Source organism: Streptomyces sp. NPDC047081 (genome assembly GCF_040643775.1).
Lineage (GTDB): Bacteria > Actinomycetota > Actinomycetes > Streptomycetales > Streptomycetaceae > Streptomyces.
In genome coordinates this window covers 133,495-149,020 of sequence record NZ_JBEYUY010000017.1, presented here as the reverse complement: position 1 = coordinate 149,020, position 15,526 = coordinate 133,495, and the positions used below count along the sequence as shown (strand labels likewise).

15 protein-coding genes and 1 riboswitch are annotated in these 15,526 nt (G+C 73.4%); of the genes, 8 read left to right on the top strand and 7 right to left on the bottom strand.

Features of this window, described 5'->3' with window-relative positions:
- Nucleotides 1-131: 131 nt before the first annotated feature.
- From ABZ848_RS29645 to ABZ848_RS29630, 4 genes are all read right to left on the bottom strand, one after another.
- On the bottom strand, nucleotides 132-389 hold the full coding sequence (locus ABZ848_RS29645; RefSeq protein ID WP_360836792.1) for a HypC/HybG/HupF family hydrogenase formation chaperone: 258 nt from the start codon (nucleotides 387-389) through the stop codon (nucleotides 132-134).
- A gap of 6 nt (nucleotides 390-395) precedes the next feature.
- Nucleotides 396-2,684, bottom strand: a complete 2,289-nt coding sequence (hypF, locus tag ABZ848_RS29640) for a carbamoyltransferase HypF (RefSeq protein WP_360836790.1) — start codon at nucleotides 2,682-2,684, stop codon at nucleotides 396-398.
- Nucleotides 2,681-3,187 (bottom strand): hydrogenase maturation protease, encoded by a 507-nt coding sequence (locus ABZ848_RS29635; protein ID WP_360836789.1) that lies wholly within the window; start codon nucleotides 3,185-3,187, stop codon nucleotides 2,681-2,683. Before ABZ848_RS29635 ends, hypF begins: the two co-directional genes overlap by 4 nt.
- Nucleotides 3,188-3,263: 76 nt before the next feature.
- Complete coding sequence (locus ABZ848_RS29630) at nucleotides 3,264-4,094, bottom strand: universal stress protein (RefSeq protein WP_360836787.1); 831 nt, start codon at nucleotides 4,092-4,094, stop codon at nucleotides 3,264-3,266.
- A 164-nt stretch (nucleotides 4,095-4,258) separates the two neighbouring features.
- Between ABZ848_RS29630 and ABZ848_RS29625 the strand changes: the two genes are divergently transcribed.
- Entirely contained in the window at nucleotides 4,259-5,164 is a 906-nt protein-coding gene (locus tag ABZ848_RS29625; protein ID WP_360836785.1) for a universal stress protein, read from the top strand.
- A gap of 12 nt (nucleotides 5,165-5,176) precedes the next feature.
- Nucleotides 5,177-7,864, top strand: a complete 2,688-nt coding sequence (gene ppdK / locus ABZ848_RS29620; protein WP_360836783.1) for a pyruvate, phosphate dikinase — start codon at nucleotides 5,177-5,179, stop codon at nucleotides 7,862-7,864.
- A 16-nt stretch (nucleotides 7,865-7,880) separates the two neighbouring features.
- Here the strand turns inward: ppdK and ABZ848_RS29615 are convergent, their stop codons facing one another.
- Both ABZ848_RS29615 and ABZ848_RS29610 read right to left on the bottom strand, forming a co-directional pair.
- On the bottom strand, nucleotides 7,881-8,231 hold the full coding sequence (locus ABZ848_RS29615; protein WP_360836781.1) for a hypothetical protein: 351 nt from the start codon (nucleotides 8,229-8,231) through the stop codon (nucleotides 7,881-7,883).
- Nucleotides 8,232-8,272: 41 nt separating this feature from the next.
- Nucleotides 8,273-8,635 carry a DUF6479 family protein gene (locus ABZ848_RS29610; protein ID WP_360836780.1) on the bottom strand — a complete coding sequence of 121 codons (363 nt, stop codon included), beginning with the start codon at nucleotides 8,633-8,635 and terminating at the stop codon, nucleotides 8,273-8,275.
- Between the two features lie 118 nt (nucleotides 8,636-8,753).
- On the opposite strand from ABZ848_RS29610, the gene ABZ848_RS29605 reads away from it, so the two are divergent.
- Nucleotides 8,754-9,128, top strand: a complete 375-nt coding sequence (locus ABZ848_RS29605) for a ferredoxin (RefSeq protein WP_242776722.1) — start codon at nucleotides 8,754-8,756, stop codon at nucleotides 9,126-9,128.
- A 41-nt stretch (nucleotides 9,129-9,169) separates the two neighbouring features.
- Here the strand turns inward: ABZ848_RS29605 and ABZ848_RS29600 are convergent, their stop codons facing one another.
- Nucleotides 9,170-9,742 carry a histidine phosphatase family protein gene (locus ABZ848_RS29600; protein WP_360836778.1) on the bottom strand — a complete coding sequence of 191 codons (573 nt, stop codon included), beginning with the start codon at nucleotides 9,740-9,742 and terminating at the stop codon, nucleotides 9,170-9,172.
- Nucleotides 9,743-9,888: 146 nt separating this feature from the next.
- Nucleotides 9,889-9,967, top strand: a riboswitch (cobalamin riboswitch).
- Between the two features lie 58 nt (nucleotides 9,968-10,025).
- On the opposite strand from ABZ848_RS29600, the gene ABZ848_RS29595 reads away from it, so the two are divergent.
- From ABZ848_RS29595 to ABZ848_RS29575, 5 genes are all read left to right on the top strand, one after another.
- A complete protein-coding gene (locus ABZ848_RS29595; RefSeq protein ID WP_242776726.1) occupies nucleotides 10,026-10,247 on the top strand; it encodes a CbtB-domain containing protein in 222 nt (73 codons plus the stop codon).
- A gap of 25 nt (nucleotides 10,248-10,272) precedes the next feature.
- Entirely contained in the window at nucleotides 10,273-11,028 is a 756-nt protein-coding gene (locus ABZ848_RS29590; RefSeq protein ID WP_360836776.1) for a CbtA family protein, read from the top strand.
- 156 nt (nucleotides 11,029-11,184) lie between these two features.
- Nucleotides 11,185-12,363 carry an acyl-CoA dehydrogenase family protein gene (locus tag ABZ848_RS29585; protein ID WP_360836774.1) on the top strand — a complete coding sequence of 393 codons (1,179 nt, stop codon included), beginning with the start codon at nucleotides 11,185-11,187 and terminating at the stop codon, nucleotides 12,361-12,363.
- Between the two features lie 9 nt (nucleotides 12,364-12,372).
- Nucleotides 12,373-13,215 carry an oxygenase MpaB family protein gene (locus tag ABZ848_RS29580; RefSeq protein ID WP_360836772.1) on the top strand — a complete coding sequence of 281 codons (843 nt, stop codon included), beginning with the start codon at nucleotides 12,373-12,375 and terminating at the stop codon, nucleotides 13,213-13,215.
- Nucleotides 13,216-13,278: 63 nt separating this feature from the next.
- Nucleotides 13,279-15,513, top strand: a complete 2,235-nt coding sequence (locus ABZ848_RS29575) for a serine/threonine-protein kinase (RefSeq protein WP_360836771.1) — start codon at nucleotides 13,279-13,281, stop codon at nucleotides 15,511-15,513.
- Nucleotides 15,514-15,526 lie beyond the last annotated feature (13 nt).

Below are 15,526 nucleotides of genomic sequence, written 5' to 3'. Positions count from 1 at the left end.
TCTGACGTCGACACCGGCCCACGGCAGGGGCCAACCGGCCCTGCCAATCCAGCCGACCGGATCCCCAACGCCGCCAGGGGCGCGGGGCTGTATCGATGTGCGGCTCCGCCGCGTGGGCGCGACCAGCCACTTCACGGAAGGGGCTCCCCCAACTCCCCCTCCACGGCCCCCGCCATGGCCCGCAGCACAGCGAGCGTCCGCAGAGCCTCCCCCTCATCGACCAAGGTGATCGCAAACCCGACATGCACGATCACGTACGAACCGACGTCGGCATCAGGGGTGCAGCTCAGACACACCTCACGCCGAACCCCGCCGAAATCCACCGTCGCCATCCGCAGCCCCGCGTCGTCGTACACCTCCACGACCCGTCCCGGGATACCGAGGCACATACGCGTTCACTCCTCCCCGGCCAGCCGCGCCGCCGCGACCGCCGCCTGTCCGTAACTGATGCCGCCGTCCCCGACCGGGACCTCCCCGCCGACCAGCACCCGCAGCCCCTGCGCGTGCAGCCGCCGCTTCACCTCCGTCAGCAGCCTCCGGTTCACGAAGCAACCCCCGCCGAGACACACCGTGTGCGGCGCCCCCTCGGCCACGGCCCGCGCCACCAGCTCCGCCGTCACGATCCCGAGCGTCAGATGGAAGGCCGCGGCCAGCCGCTCCACCGGTTCGCCGTCCAGCCGCCGCGTCAACAGGTCCGTCAGCGTCGGTGCGGAGTCGTACACCCACAGCCCCTGCGCCCGCACCACCCGGTGGGCGAGGGCCGCCGCGTGCTCGTCGCCGGCCGCCGCTTCGAGCAGCACGGCCGCCTCACCCTCGTACCCGGCTCGGTCGCACAGGCCCAGCAGCGCCGCGACCGTGTCGAAGAGCCGGCCGGCACTCGACGCGCGCGGGCAGTTGACGCCGCGCGCGACCATGGCCCGCACCACGGCGACCTCGGCCGGGTCGAGCCGGTCGGTGAAGTGCCGGGTGAGCCACGGGTACGGATGCGGAGAGCCCAGTGTCTCGCCGCCGAACAGATGGCCCAGGGCCGTACGGGACGGATGGCGCACCGCCGCGTCGCCGCCGGGCAGCGGCGCGGTCGCGAACCTGCCCACGCGGCGGTAGCCGCGCAGATCGGCGACGAGGATCTCGCCGCCCCACAGGCTGCCGTCGTCGCCCAGGCCCAGACCGTCGTAGGCCACCCCGAGGAACGGCCCCTGCACCCCGTGCTCGGCCGCGCAGGCGGCCACGTGCGCGTGATGGTGCTGCACCGGGATCCGCCGCAGCGGCTGGTCCTGGGCCCACTGCGTGGACAGGTAGCCGGGATGCAGGTCGTGGGCGAGGACCGTCGGCTCGATGCCGGTGAGGTGCTTGAGATGTTCGTACGATGCCACGAACGCCTCGTGGGTCGTGAGGTCGGCCAGGTCCCCGATGTGCGGGCCGAGGTGGGCCCGGCCGTCGGCGGCCAGGGTGAACGTGTGCTTCAGCTGGGCCCCGGCCCCCGCGACCGGCTCGTCCACGGCGAGCGGCAGCGGGGCGGGGGCGAGCCCGCGGGCCCGGCGGACCGTGATGCGGGTGCGTCCGGCGAACTGCACCACCGAGTCGTCGTAGCGGGACCGGATGGGCCGGTCGTGGGTGAGGAAGCCGTCCGCGACGCCGGTCAGCGAGCGCCGGGCCTCGGCGTCGTCGACGGCGATGGGTTCGTCGGCGAGGTTGCCGCTGGTCACCACGAGGGGGCGGGCCAACTCGTCGAGGAGGAGGTGGTGCAGGCCGGTGGTGGGCAGGAACAGGCCCACACGGGTCAGACCGGGATGCACCTCGGGGGCGAGCGGGTCGGCGCCGTGCCGTCGGGGCCGCCCCAGCAGGACCACCGGGCGTTCCGGGGAGGTCAGGGCCCGCTCCTCGGCGGCACCGATCCGGGCCAGCCGGGCGGCCGTGTCCAGGTCACGGACCATCACGGCGAACGGTTTCGTCGGCCGGTTCTTGCGGCGCCGCAGTTCCGACACTGCCGACGGATCGCCGGCGTCGCACACCAGCTGGAAGCCGCCGATTCCCTTCAGGGCGACGATCCCGCCGCCCTCGACGGCCTTGACCGCGGCCCGCAGCGCCTCCTCGCCACGCAGCTCCTCCCAGGCCAGCCGCGGGCCGCAACGGGGACAGGCGACGGGCTCGGCGTGGAAGCGGCGGTCCGCCGGATCGGCGTACTCGGCCGCGCACTGCGGGCAGAGAGGGAAGCCGCGCATGGTGGTGCGGACCCGGTCGTACGGCAGGTCCTCGATGATCGTGGCGCGCGGGCCGCAGTCGGTGCAGTTGATGAACGGGTAGCGGTGGCGGCGGTCGCCGGGGTCGTGCAGCTCGGCCAGGCAGGCGGCGCAGATCGCCGCGTCGGGCGGGATCTCCCGGGAGGTGGCGGCAGCGGCGGTGGGGACACTGTGCCGGACCCTGAAGCCTGCGCCGTACGCCGGCCGGGGCGGTCCGGCCGTCAGCCGGACGTGGCGCACCCGGGCGAGGGCCGGCGCGTCGGTGCGCAGCCGGACGGCGAACTCGTCGATGGTGCGGGACGGCCCGGCGACCTCGCCCTCCACGTGCCCGTTGACGTTGGCCACCCAGCCGGCCAGGCCGAGTGCGGACGCGGTGCGGTACACGAACGGCCGGAAGCCGACGCCCTGGACGATGCCCTCCACCTGGAAGCGCCGCACGGTCATGCCGGCCTCCCCGCCGCAGCCCCCCGGTGCCGGGCGAGCTCGAACTCGACGGCTGTGACGAGCGGTTCGACGGCGGCCTCGACGGCGGGAGACAGGCCGGTGCCCAGCGCACCGTCGGCGCCCTCCACGGCGTACACGATCAGACGCTCCGGCAGCCGGCCCAGCACCCGCGCCAGCTCGACCGCCTCGCCGAGGCCGAGGCCGTGCGAGCTGGTCGTCGGCGGGTGCGCCAGACAGCCGGCGTCGAGTTCCAGGCGGTGCACCCTGCCGGGTGTGCCCGGGTGGGCATGGGCCGCGTCCACGACCACCGCGAGGTCGGTGCCCTCCCACAGCCCGATCAGCCGGCCGGGGTCCCCGTCGCAGGTGGCGAGGACCGTGCCCGGGGGCAGCGGCCTGCGCGCGGCGCGCTCCCGCAGCCGGGCGAGCACGGCCCAGCCCACGCCGTCGTCCCGCCGGAACTCGTTGCCGACCCCGATGACGGCGATCCGTGTCCGCGTCCTCATGGTCCTCACGGTGCGCCGACGGCGCCGCGCCCAGCATGGGCCGAACGACCCCACGACAGGGGCCGACCCTCCCGGACTACGACGGCACGACGGCCACCGGGCAACGGCTGTGCTCCAGCAGCTCCGCAAGCGCGGAGCCGGACGCGGAGCGCCGTCCGACGACCAGCAGTTCGGCGCCCGCCGAGGCGTGCACGAGAGCCTCCGGCGGGGTGAACAGCACGACGTCCTCCAGCACGTCGACGTCCGGGTACTTCGCGCGCCACGGCCGCAGCGCGTCGGACAGCTGCTGCACCTCCTGGTCCTCCCACGTGGCGCGGTCCTCCTCCAGGACGGGCAAGGGCGAGTCGGCGGCGCGCGCGGGCAGCCTCCAGGCGTACACGGCGTGCAGCCGCGCGCCGCGCAGCCGGGCCGCCTCGAAGGCGAAGTCCAGCGCGTCGCCCGACGGGTCGTGCGCGTCCACGCCCACGGCCACGCCGGCGGAAGGACGCGGAGGACCTTCGGCGGGCCAGGTTCCGGGCACCAGGACGACCGGGTGGAGGGACTGCGACGCCAGATACGTCGCGGTCGAGCCCACGGCGATCCCGGCGTGCCCGCCTTCGCCGCGCAGCCCCACCACCAGCAGCTCCGCGTGTCCTTCCGCCGCGAGCAGGGCGGGCCCCGGTGTCCCGGTGAGGCTGGTCGGCCGGACCGTCAGGGCCGGATGCCGGGTGGTGAGTTCGGCCGCCGCGCGCTCGGCCACGGTCCGGGGCCGGTACGGCCACTGCTCCACGGGGTCCAGGGGCGGCGGCGGTGCCACATGCACCACTCGAAGGGGCAGCGCCCGCAGCAGCGCCTCGTGCGTGGCCCAGTCGGCCGCGGCACGGCTGCGTGCCGACCGGTCGACACCGGCGATGATCTCTCGTTGCATGGCCTGCCGCCTTCCGCGCCGTGGGCCTCCCACGCTCCTCGCGCGCCCCCGGTATGCGCAGGGGCCGAACGGTCCCGGTCGGAGACCTGGCGGCCCATACCTGCCGACGGGGCCCGGGACGAGGCTGGAAGCGAGGAGCAGACCGAGCGCTGGAGGTGCGCATCATGCTTCCGCCCGTCATCGCCGCAGTCGACGGATCCCCCGAGAGCCTTGCAGCCGCGGAGTGGGCAGCCCGTGAGGCCGTCCGCCGTGACCGGCCGCTGCGGCTCCTGCACGCCTGGAACTGGCACCCCCGCCAGGAGGACGGCGAAGCCGCGACGGCCGCCCAGCGGCACCTCGCTCGCCGTTCCCTCCGTGAGGCGGAAAGCCGCGTCCGCCGTACCTGCCCCGAAGTCCGGCTCGACCCCGACGAGCAGGTCGAAGGCCCCGCCACCGCGGCCCTGCTGAAGGCCTGCGGCGAGGCGGACCTGCTGGTGCTGGGCTCGCGCGGGCTGAGCGGGTTCACCGGCTTCCTGGTCGGCTCGGTCGCCCTGGGGGTCGTGGCGAGGGCCGAGCGGTCGGTCGTCCTCGTCCGGGCCGGTGAGGAGGCCGCCGACGAGCACCTGCCGGACGGCGACGGGAGCGGGTCCACCCGTACCGGCTACCGGGACGTCGTCCTCGGCATCGACCTCGGCGACCCGTGCGACGAGGTGATCGAGTTCGCCTTCGAGGAGGCCCGGCTGCGCGGCGCGCGCCTGCGGGTCGTGCACGCATGGCAGCAGCCCTCCGCGATCTCGCTGGGCCCCGGCGACGTCGCCCTGGTGGACCCGCCCGAGCGGGCCGGGGAATGGCTGGGTTTCCTCACCGCCGTACTGGAGGTCTGGCGTGAGAAATACCCCGGTGTCGAGGTCGTCGAGACCGTGACCGAGGGCCGTCCCCAGTCCGTGCTGGTGCGGGCCGCCTCCGGAGCCGGGCTGCTCGTCGTCGGCCGCCGCACCACCGAACGTCCCACGGGCCCGCGCACCGGCCCCGTCACCCATGCCGCCATCCACCACGTCGGCTGCCCCGTGGCAGTCGTCCCGCACGCCTGAGAGGCCACTGGAATGAGCAAGCCGACGAAGTACGTGTACGCGTTCGCCGAGGGCGGCCGGGACATGGCCGCCCTGCTCGGCGGCAAGGGCGCCGGACTCGCCGAGATGACCAGGATCGGACTGCCCGTCCCGCCCGGCTTCACCGTCACCACCGACGCCTGCAAGGTTTACCTGCGCACGGGCGAGGAGCCGCCCGAGCTGGGCGTCGAGGCCGCGCAGGCGCTGGCCGGCCTGGAGCGGGCCATGGGCCGCGGCCTCGGCGCACCCGACGACCCCCTGCTGGTGTCCGTGCGCTCGGGTGCCCGGTTCTCCATGCCCGGCATGATGGAGACCATCCTCGACATCGGGCTCAACGACCGCTCCGTCACCGGGCTCGCCAAGGCGTCCGGGCAGGAGAGGTCCGCCTGGGACTCGTACCGCAGGCTCGTCCAGATGTTCGGCCACACCGTGATGGGTGTGGACGGGGACCTGTTCGAGCGGGCCATCGCCGAGCACAAGGAGCGGCGTGGGGTGGCCGACGACCACCTCCTGGACACCGGTGAACTCGCCGTGATCACCGAGGAGTTCAAGGCGATCATCCGCAAGGAGACCGGCGAGGACTTCCCGCAGGACCCGGCCGAGCAGCTGGCCCGGGCCATCCGGGCCGTCTTCGACTCCTGGAACACCGAGCGCGCCCGCGTCTACCGCCGTCGCGAGCACATCCCCGAGGACCTCGGCACCGCCGTCAACGTCCAGGCCATGGTGTTCGGCAACCTCGGCACGGACTCCGGCACCGGAGTCGCCTTCACCCGCGACCCCGCCACCGGCGAACGCGGCATGTACGGCGACTACCTGCCCGACGCCCAGGGCGAGGACGTCGTCGCCGGAGTGCGCGACGCGCTTCCCCTGAGCGAGCTCAAGACGCTCGACCCGCGCTCCTACGTCGAACTCGGCGACCATCTGCGCACCTTGGAGAACCACTACCGCGACCTGTGCGACGTGGAGTTCACCGTCGAGCGCGGCAAGCTGTGGATCCTGCAGACCAGGGTCGGCAAGCGCACCGCGGAGGCCGCCTTCCGCATCGCCCGTGACCTCCGCGAGGAGGGCACGATCACCGCGGACGAGGCCGTGGCCCGCGTCGACGGCGCGGAGCTGACCCGACTGATGTTCCCCCGCTTCGACACCACCCCCGACGACGTACCCCTCGCGCACGGCGTGCCCGCCTCACCCGGCGCCGCGGTCGGTGCCGTCGTCTTCGACTCCGCCGAAGCGGTGCGCCGGGCGGCGGCCGGCGAGGCCGTGGTCCTGGTCCGCCGGGAGACCACCCCCGACGACCTGCCCGGCATGATCGCCGCACAGGCGGTGCTGACCAGCCGGGGCGGCAAGACCAGCCACGCCGCCGTGGTCGCCCGCGGCATGGGCAAGGTGTGCGTGTGCGGCGCCGAGGCGCTCACCGTCGACCCGGACGCCCGCCGGTTCACCACGACGTCCGGAGCGGTCGTACGGGAGGGCGACACCGTCTCCGTCGACGGCACCGCCGGCACCGTCCACCTGGGTGCGCTCCCACTCACCGCGTCCGACGTCGGCCGTGCGCTGGAGAACGGCACCGCGTCCGGCCCGCTCACCGAAGCGGTCCTGGGCGCGCTCGCCCACGCCGACTCCGTACGGCGCCTGGAGGTGCGGGCCAACGCCGACACCCCCGAGGACGCTGCGCGCGCCCGCAGCCTCGGGGCACAGGGGATCGGCCTGTGCCGCACCGAGCACATGTTCCTCGGCGAACGCAGGACCCTGGTCGAGGCGATGATCCTCGCGCCCGACGACACCGCGCGCGAGCAGGCCCTCGCCGCGCTGCTGCCGCTGCAGCGCGCGGACTTCACCGCCATCCTGGAGGCGATGGACGGGCTGCCCGTGACGATCCGGCTCCTGGACCCGCCGCTGCACGAGTTCCTGCCCGACCGCACCCAGCTCGCCGTCCACCTGGCCGAGGCCGCCGAACCCGACCCGCGCGAGCGCGAACTCCTCGCCGCCGTCGAGCGCATGCACGAGCAGAACCCCATGCTGGGCCTGCGCGGTGTCCGCCTGGGTCTCGCCGTGCCCGGCCTGATGGCCATGCAGGTGCGGGCCGTCGCCGAGGCGGTCACCGCCCGCCTGAGCGCCGGCGGCCGGCCGCGCGCCGAGATCATGATCCCGCTCGTCGGCACGGTCGAGGAGCTGCGGCTGGCCCGGGCCGAGACGGAACGCGTCCTCGCCGAGGTGGCCGCCGAGACCGGTACGGCCCTCGACTGCCCGATCGGCACGATGATCGAGCTGCCGCGGGCAGCGCTCACCGCCGCCCGCATCGCCGAGGCCGCCGACTTCTTCTCGTTCGGCACCAACGACCTCACCCAGACGACCTGGGGTCTGTCCCGGGACGACGCTGAGGCGTCGTTCTTCCCGCTCTACCTGGACAAGGGGGTCTTCGAGGTGTCCCCGTTCGACTCGATCGACCAGGAGGGCGTCGGGCGGCTGGTGGAGCTCGCCGTCGAGGCCGGCCGTGCCGTCGACCCGCGTCTGGAGACGGGCGTGTGCGGCGAGCACGGCGGCGACCCCGACTCGATCCACTTCTTCCACCGGATCGGCCTGGACTACGTCTCCTGCTCGCCGTTCCGGATCCCGGCGGCCCGGCTGGAGGCGGGACGGGCGGCACTCGCGGACGGCACCGAGCGCAGCGACAGCAGGTGACCTGCGCCGTCCGCGCTCAGGTGCGGTCGCCCTTCGGCTTCCCCCGCTGGTCGGGCGTGCCGTGCGGCGGCGGGCTGAAGGGCTGCGACGAGGTCGCCGGGGAGACAGGTGAACCGGTGCGGCGCTCGCCCTGTTCGGGGCGGAGCGCGCCCGGGTCGCCCGAGGTCGGCTCGGCGCCCGTGCGCAGCTGTTCCAGGCGGGCGGAGAGGAGTTCCGTCACCGGCAGCCGGTCGGCGTGCGCCTGCTCGTACGTCAGCAGGCTCTCGACCTCCTCCTCCGTCAGCGACCGTACGCGGCTCTCCAGGCCGCCGATCGGGAGGTGGTCGTAGTCGGGCAGGGGCAGGGTGCTGCGAGTGGGGTCGGTCATGGGTCTCGATTCCTCCCGTGACGGGTGTGCCGGTCCCGGCGTCAGCCGACGCCCGGGCCGCCGCTGCCGAACGACCCGCTGCCGCCCTCGCGCCAGCGGGGCCGCGGCTTCGACGGGGCGCTGCGGCTGGGCGAGTTGCCGTGCCCCGGCAGCTCGTGCGGGGTCAGCCGGGTGTCACCGCGGGGCACCTCGTCGGGCTCGCGGCTCTCCAGCACCTCACGCACCGGACCCTCGTCCGGTACTCGCGGCTGCTCCTCCGGGCGCGGCGGGCGCGGCTCACGGCGCCGGATGCGGGCACCCAGCACGAAGGCGCCCAGCAGCAGGGCCACGATGACCACACCTGCCGCGATGAGGCCCATCGCGGAGGCACTGCTTGCGGCGATGTCCGTCCATGTGCTGTTCATGGCACGCGGGTACCCGTGACCTCCACCATGAACCAGCACACTCCTGCACCCGGCCGAGCACCCGGAAAGGCCCGGGAACCCGGGGTTTGACGCGACGGTCACCGGCTACTCGCGCAGTGTGACTTCGACTACATCCCAACAGGAGCTCTTCCGGTTCCTGGAGGACCGCTTCGCGTGCGCACAGGCATGCACCGAGTGCGCACGGGCGTGTGCGCTGCGCGCGAGCCTCGTGGATCCGGACGGAACACAGCAACATGAACTCGCACGACGCAAGGGCATCATGTGCGCGGAGGTGTGCGACGCGACCTGCCGCGTGCTGTCGGAGCAGAACCGGCTGGACGAGGCCGGCATGCGCATGCAGGTGGAATGGTGCCGCACCGTGAGCCTGGAGTGCGCCCACGTCTTCGACGCGCAGCCGAACGCCGAGGACGGCGCGAAGGCCTGCCGCGAGTGCGCACAGGCCTGCACGGACTTCCTCGCCACGCTGAACTGACGCGCAGAGCTGACGCGCTGAACCGCGCGCTGAGCCGCCGCTCAGAGCACTTCGACGCCCAGCGGCCGGCCGAGCCGGACGTTCCAGCGTCCCGACCTGCCGCTGAACTCGACGGCGGTCAGCGGCGGAACGTCCGTGCGCCAGAAGGCCGACTCCGGCGCACCGAGCGTCCGTACCACCGCGGCCCGTACCACCTCGGGCTCGGCCACGGCGAGCGTCCGCCCCTCCGCGGCCGACCCCAGCCAGCCCTCGACCCGGTCGCACAGCGCCGACACCGACTCCCCGCCGTGCGGGGCGGATCCGGGGTCCGACAGCCAGCGGGCCAGCGCCTCGGGCTCCCGCTCGCTCACCTCCGCCAGCGTCGCCCCGCGCCAGCGTCCCGCGTCCAGCCCCGCCAACTCCGGTGCGTCCACGGCATCGAGACCCAGCGCGTCCGCGGTCTCGCGGCAGCGGACCGTGGGGGAGGAGACCGTGCGTACGGCCTCGGGAAGTGTGCCGACGGCCGCCCGTGCCTGCCGCAACCCCGTGCCGTCGAGGGGGCATCCGTCGTCGAAGCGGGCCTCCCGGAGGGCCGCCGTGATCGCCGGTGAGATCAAGATCACTCGGCTCGTCATACGTCCATCCCGCGCCCGACATCCCTTCAAGTCCCTTGATCCACCGGCGAAAACGGCTCCCCAGGAGCGCTCGCGCCGGTTTCACGCGCTCTTGGCCGGGACCCCGCTTCGCGGTACCTTCTCGTGGATATTGACGACGGCACTGCGGAAGCCGGTGAGACTCCGGCACGGTCGCGCCACTGTATGCCGGGCACGCACCCTGGGTGCGCGCCGGGCAAGTCAGACCCGCCCGTCGTCCTGTGCACCACCGAGACGGGACGCGAGTTCCCCAGGAGGGCCTGCCATGGCGCAGTCTGTCGCTCAGCCGACCACCACCCCCACCGCCGTACCGGCGAAGCTGCCGATCGGCGCGATCGTCCCCTGGGCGGTCTTCTTCGGCATCCTGATGCTGGTCCTGCTCTACTTCGTCGGCGCCGAGCAGGGCGCCACCACCGTGATGAGCGGGGACAACGTGCACGAGTGGGTGCACGACGCCCGCCACCTGCTCGGCTTCCCCTGCCACTGACGGCCGGGGGAGAACGTACGAGCCCATGAACTCCGCAACCGTCCGCAACCTCCTGGTGCGCGGCATGCTCGCGGGACTCGCCGCGGGCCTGCTCGCCCTGGTCGTCGCCTACTTCCTGGGTGAACCGCGCGTCGACGCGGCCATCGCCTACGAGGAGGCGCACTCGCACGAACACGGCGTCGAGACCGTCAGCCGTACGATGCAGTCCACCGCGGGCCTGTCCACCGGTGTCCTCGTCTACGGCATCGCGTTCGGCGGTATCGCCGCCCTCGCGTACTGCTTCGCGCTCGGCCGCATCGGCCGTTTCGGGGCGCGCGCCAGCGCACTGCTCCTGGCGGCCGCTGGCCTGATCGCCGTGTACGTCGTGCCGTTCCTGAAGTACCCGGCCAACCCGCCGTCCGTCGGCGACCCCGACACCATCGGCAAACGGACCGCGCTCTACTTCCTCATGGTCCTGCTCAGCGTCCTGCTCGCGGTCGCCACCGTGATCCTCGGCAGGCGCCTCGCGCCGCGCCTGGGCAACTGGAACGCGACGCTCGCCGCCGGGGCGTTCTTCCTTCTCGTGGTCGGGCTCGCGTACGCGTTCCTGCCGTCCTTCAACGAGGTGCCGAAGACCTTCCCGGCCACCCTGCTCTGGCAGTTCCGGCTGGCGGCCCTGGCCGTCCAGGTGACCCTGTGGACCTCCTTCGGGCTGGTCTTCGGACTGCTGGCGGAACGGGAGCTCGCGCCGAAGCCGGCCCGCGCCACCGCCGCCGCACAGGCAACACCCGTCGCTCACTGAGCACTTCACCGGCCAGGGCCCCCGGAAAGGTCGAGCACCGGGGGCCCTGGCCGTTTTCCGCCTACTTCCGTTTCCGTATGCGACGCCATTCCCAATTTCTGGAACACGTTCTACGGTGTGCGCCGTCAGGACCGGACCGGCAGGCCTGGAGGCGCCGTGCACCTCGAATACACGCCCGAGCAGCAGCGGCTGCGCACCGAACTGCGCTCGTACTTCGCCGAGTTGGTGCCCGACAACGCCTACGCCCGGCACGGTGACCCGGCCGCCCAGAAGCGGTTCTACCGCGAGACCATCCGCCGCCTCGGCACGGACGGCTGGCTCGGCGTCGGCTGGCCCAAGGAGTACGGCGGGCGCGGGCTGACCGCGATGGAGCAGTTCATCTTCTTCGACGAGGCCGCCCAGGCCGGCGTACCGCTGCCGCTGATGGCGCTCAACACGGTCGGCCCGACGATCATGCAGTACGGCACCGACGAGCAGAAGGCGTACTTCCTGCCGAAGGTCCTCGCCGGCGAGATCGACTTCGCGATCGGCTACAGCGAGCCCGACGCGGGCACCGACCTCGCGTCGCTCAAGACCCGCGCGGTGCGCGACGGTGACGAGTACGTCGTCAACGGGCAGAAGATCTGGACGACGAACGGCGACACCGCGGACTGGGTCTGGCTGGCCACCCGCACCGACCCGGACGCCCCGCCGCACAAGGGCATCACCATGCTCCTCGTCCCGACCACCGACCCCGGCTACTCCTGCACCCTCATCAACACCCTCGCCTCCCACGACACCACGGCCAGCTACTACGAGAACATCCGCGTCCCCCTCTCCCGCCGGGTCGGCGCCGAGAACCAGGGCTGGCGGCTGATCACCAACCAGCTCAACCACGAGCGCGTCACCCTCGCCGCCCACGGCACCATGGCGATCCGCGCCCTCCAGGACGTGCAGCGCTGGGCCATGGAGACCAAGCTCGCCGACGGCCGCCGCGTCGTCGACCTCCCCTGGGTGCGCCGCCGCCTCGCCCAGACCCACACCAGGCTCGACGCGATGAAGCTCATGAACTGGCGCATGGTGAACGCCGTCCAGAACGGCACCCTCACCCCCCAGGACGCCTCCGCTGTCAAGGTCTACGGCTCCGAGGCCCGCCGGGACGCCTACGCCTGGCTGATGGAGATCGTCGGCGCGGCGGGCGAGCTGAAGGAGGGCTCGGCGGGCGCGGTCCTGCACGGAGAGCTGGAGCGCGGCTACCGCTCGGCGGTCATCTTCACCTTCGGCGGCGGCAACAACGAGATCCAGCGGGAGATCATCTCGTGGATCGGTCTGGGGATGCCGAGGGTGCGGCGTTAGCCTGCCGGTATGGGTGATCCGGGGCTGTTCACACCGAAGTCGGTCACATGGCAGATGCACGCCGACCCCATGATGTGGGTCGCCGGTGTCCGCGCCCTCTACCTCCAGGCACTCCATCCGCGCGCGGTGCGCGGAGTCATGCAGAACTCCGACTTCCGCAAGGACGCCTGGGGCCGGCTCATGCGGACGGCCAACTTCGTCGGCACCACGACCTACGGCACCACCGAGGCCGCCGAGCGCGCGGGCGCCCGGGTGCGGAAGATCCACAGCATGCTGGGGGCGACCGACCCCGACACGGGGGAGCGGTACGGCGTCGACGAACCGGAGCTGCTGCTGTGGGTGCACTGCGCCGAGATCGACTCCTATCTGCAGGTCGCGCGGCGCTCCGGTTTCCGGCTCACGGACGCGCAGGCCGACCGTTACATAGCCGAACACCGCACGAGCGCCCGCCTGGTGGGCCTCGACCCCGACGCCGTACCCGCGAACCAGGAGGAGATGGCCGCCTACTTCGAGAAGGTGCGGCCCGAACTCGGCGCCGGACCCGAAGCACGCGAAGTGGACGACTTCCTGCTCCGCCCGCCGACGCACCCCCTCCTCGTCCCGGCGCGCGAGGTGCTGTGGCGGCGCGTGGCACAACTGGCGTACGCCGCCCTGCCGCCGTACGCCCACGAGCTGTACGGCAGACCGGCCCCGAAACCCGGGACCGTCACCCTGCAACTGCGTGCCACCGGAAACCTGCTGCGCTGCGTCCCCGCACGTGTGCGCTGGCAACTTCCGCCCAAGCACATCATCCGCGCCATGTCACGGCTCGGCCCCGGCTCGCGCCCGGCACCGTACAAACTCGGACGATAGCTCGCCATACTGGACGAGCCAGGGGAGGGCGGGGCGCGGACCAGCGGGGGGCGATCGCGGGAGATGGGGGACAGCAAGCTGATCCAGGGCCGGTACCGGCTGCTCGACCTGATCGGGCGGGGCGGTATGGGCGAGGTGTGGCGGGCGCGGGACGAGTCGCTGGGTCGGCACGTCGCCGTGAAGTGCCTCAAGCCGCTCGGCCCGCACCACGACCAGGCCTTCACCCGCGTCCTGCGCGAACGCTTCCGCCGCGAGGCCCGGGTGGCCGCCGCCCTCCAGCACCGCGGGATCACCGTCGTCCATGACTTCGGCGAGTCCGACGGCATCCTCTACCTGGTCATGGAGCTCCTGGACGGCCGCAACCTCAGCCAGCTCCTGGAGGACAACAAGCAGCACCCGCTCGCCGTCGCCGAGGTCGTCGAGATCGCCGACCAGGTCGCCGCCGCCCTCGCGTACACGCATCAACAGGGCATCGTGCACCGCGACCTGAAACCCGCCAACATCATGCGGCTCACCGACGGCACGGTGAAGATCTGCGACTTCGGCATCGCCCGCCTCGGCGCGGACATCGGCTTCACCTCCCGCCTCACCGGCACCGGCATCGCGATGGGCACCCCGCACTACATGTCCCCGGAGCAGATCGGCGGTTCGGAGGTCGACCAGCGCAGCGACCTGTACTCGCTGGGCTGCGTGCTGTACGAGATCGCCACCGGCGCCCCGCCCTTCGACCTGGACGACGCCTGGGCGATCCTCGTCGGCCACCGCGACACCCCGCCGCAGCCCCCGCGCAGCAGGCGCGCGGAGATCCCCGAGTACCTCGAGAAGGTCATCCTGGACCTGCTGGCCAAGCTGCCCGAGCAACGCCCGCACGACGCCCGGGAGTTGGGCCGCCGGATCACTCTCGGCCGTACGACACCCAGGTATGTGCCGACCGTCGTGACCCCGCAGCCGACGCTGCGTCCGCCCGAGACCTCGCGCGAGGCCCGGCTGCCGTCCTGGACCCGCGGCATGACCACCGGCCACAAGGCCACCGGCGCCGGCCTCAGCACCACACCCCCTGACGCCGGGGCCGGGCTCACCGGCGAGTGGATCCCCCGGCCCGCGGGCGGCCGGGCCGACGAACCCCAGCCCGACCAGCCGGCCGCCCCCTCCCGGCAGACGGTCACCGCACTCGCCGGACGGCACAACGCGGGCCTCAGCCTCGGCCGGCTCGGCCGCTGGGCGGAGGCCGGCGAGGTGCACCGAGCCGTCGCCGCCGAACGCGCCCACCTCCTCGGCCCCGACCACCCCGACACCCTCGCCAGCCGCTACGAGGTCGCCTTCACCCTCAGCCGCACCGGCCGCGCCGCCGACGCGCTCCAGGAGTACAAGCACGTGGCCGCCGCCCGGACCCGCGCGCTGGGCGCCGACCACCCCGACACGCTCGCCGCCCGCCAGGAAATGGCGTACGTACTGGGCCAGTTGGGACGGCACTTCGACGCCCATCAGGTCTATACGTCGGTGCTCACCGCCCGCGAGCGCGGCATGGGTCCGGACCACCCCGACACCCTGCGCTGCCGCCACAACCTCGCCTTCAACCTCTCCCGGCTCGGCCGCCTGGAGGACTCGTACCGCATGGCCTGCGACGTGGCCGCGGCCCGCGCCCGCGTCCTCGGCGCCGAGCACCCCGACACGCTGGTCACCCGCTACGAAGTCGCCTACGCGCTGGGCCAGTTGGGCCGCTGGCCGGAGGCCCTGCAGACCTACCGCGAGGTCGCCGAGGCCCGCGCCCAGGCCCTCGGCCCCGACCACGCCGACACCCTCGCCGCCCGCTACGAGGTCGGCATCAGCCTGGGCCGCCTCGGCCGCAGCGCGGAGGCGCTCACCCTCTACCGCGAGCTGATCGACGACCGCGCCCGCGTCCAGGGCCCCACCCACCCCGAGACCCTCCGCGCCCGCCACGGCCTCGGCGTCAACCTCGGCCGCCTGGGCCGCTGGGAGGAGGCCCTCGCCGAGTCCCGCGACGTCTGCGCCATACGCGAGCGGGTCCTCGGACCCGACCACCCCGACACCCTGGTCAGCCGCCGCGAGGTCGCCGTCGGCCTCGGCTGGCTGGGCCGCTGGCCCGACGCCCTCACCGAGTACCGCCGCGTCGCCGCCGCCCGCGAACGCGTGCTGGGCGCCGACCACTCCGACACCCTCGCCAGCCGCAACGACGAGGCCCACTGCCTGGAACAGCTCGGCCGCGGCGCCGAGGCCGTCGAGCTGTACCGCAGGGTCGCGGTACTGCGCCAGCAGCGGGCGTCGGGCGGACGCTGACACCTGGCCGTAC

What these genes read in the sequence shown, in the direction of transcription:
- ABZ848_RS29630 (WP_360836787.1), bottom strand. Translation starts at nt 4,094, where the DNA reads ATGCAACGAGAGATCATCGCCGGTGTCGACCGGTCGGCACGCAGCCGT.
- ABZ848_RS29645 (WP_360836792.1), bottom strand. Translation starts at nt 389, where the DNA reads ATGTGCCTCGGTATCCCGGGACGGGTCGTGGAGGTGTACGACGACGCG.
- ABZ848_RS29595 (WP_242776726.1), top strand. Translation starts at nt 10,026, where the DNA reads ATGGCGCAGTCTGTCGCTCAGCCGACCACCACCCCCACCGCCGTACCG.
- ABZ848_RS29580 (WP_360836772.1), top strand. Translation starts at nt 12,373, where the DNA reads ATGGGTGATCCGGGGCTGTTCACACCGAAGTCGGTCACATGGCAGATG.
- ABZ848_RS29590 (WP_360836776.1), top strand. Translation starts at nt 10,273, where the DNA reads ATGAACTCCGCAACCGTCCGCAACCTCCTGGTGCGCGGCATGCTCGCG.
- ABZ848_RS29635 (WP_360836789.1), bottom strand. Translation starts at nt 3,187, where the DNA reads ATGAGGACGCGGACACGGATCGCCGTCATCGGGGTCGGCAACGAGTTC.
- ABZ848_RS29625 (WP_360836785.1), top strand. Translation starts at nt 4,259, where the DNA reads ATGCTTCCGCCCGTCATCGCCGCAGTCGACGGATCCCCCGAGAGCCTT.
- ABZ848_RS29575 (WP_360836771.1), top strand. Translation starts at nt 13,279, where the DNA reads ATGGGGGACAGCAAGCTGATCCAGGGCCGGTACCGGCTGCTCGACCTG.
- ppdK (WP_360836783.1), top strand. Translation starts at nt 5,177, where the DNA reads ATGAGCAAGCCGACGAAGTACGTGTACGCGTTCGCCGAGGGCGGCCGG.
- ABZ848_RS29610 (WP_360836780.1), bottom strand. Translation starts at nt 8,635, where the DNA reads ATGAACAGCACATGGACGGACATCGCCGCAAGCAGTGCCTCCGCGATG.
- hypF (WP_360836790.1), bottom strand. Translation starts at nt 2,684, where the DNA reads ATGACCGTGCGGCGCTTCCAGGTGGAGGGCATCGTCCAGGGCGTCGGC.
- ABZ848_RS29615 (WP_360836781.1), bottom strand. Translation starts at nt 8,231, where the DNA reads ATGACCGACCCCACTCGCAGCACCCTGCCCCTGCCCGACTACGACCAC.
- ABZ848_RS29600 (WP_360836778.1), bottom strand. Translation starts at nt 9,742, where the DNA reads ATGACGAGCCGAGTGATCTTGATCTCACCGGCGATCACGGCGGCCCTC.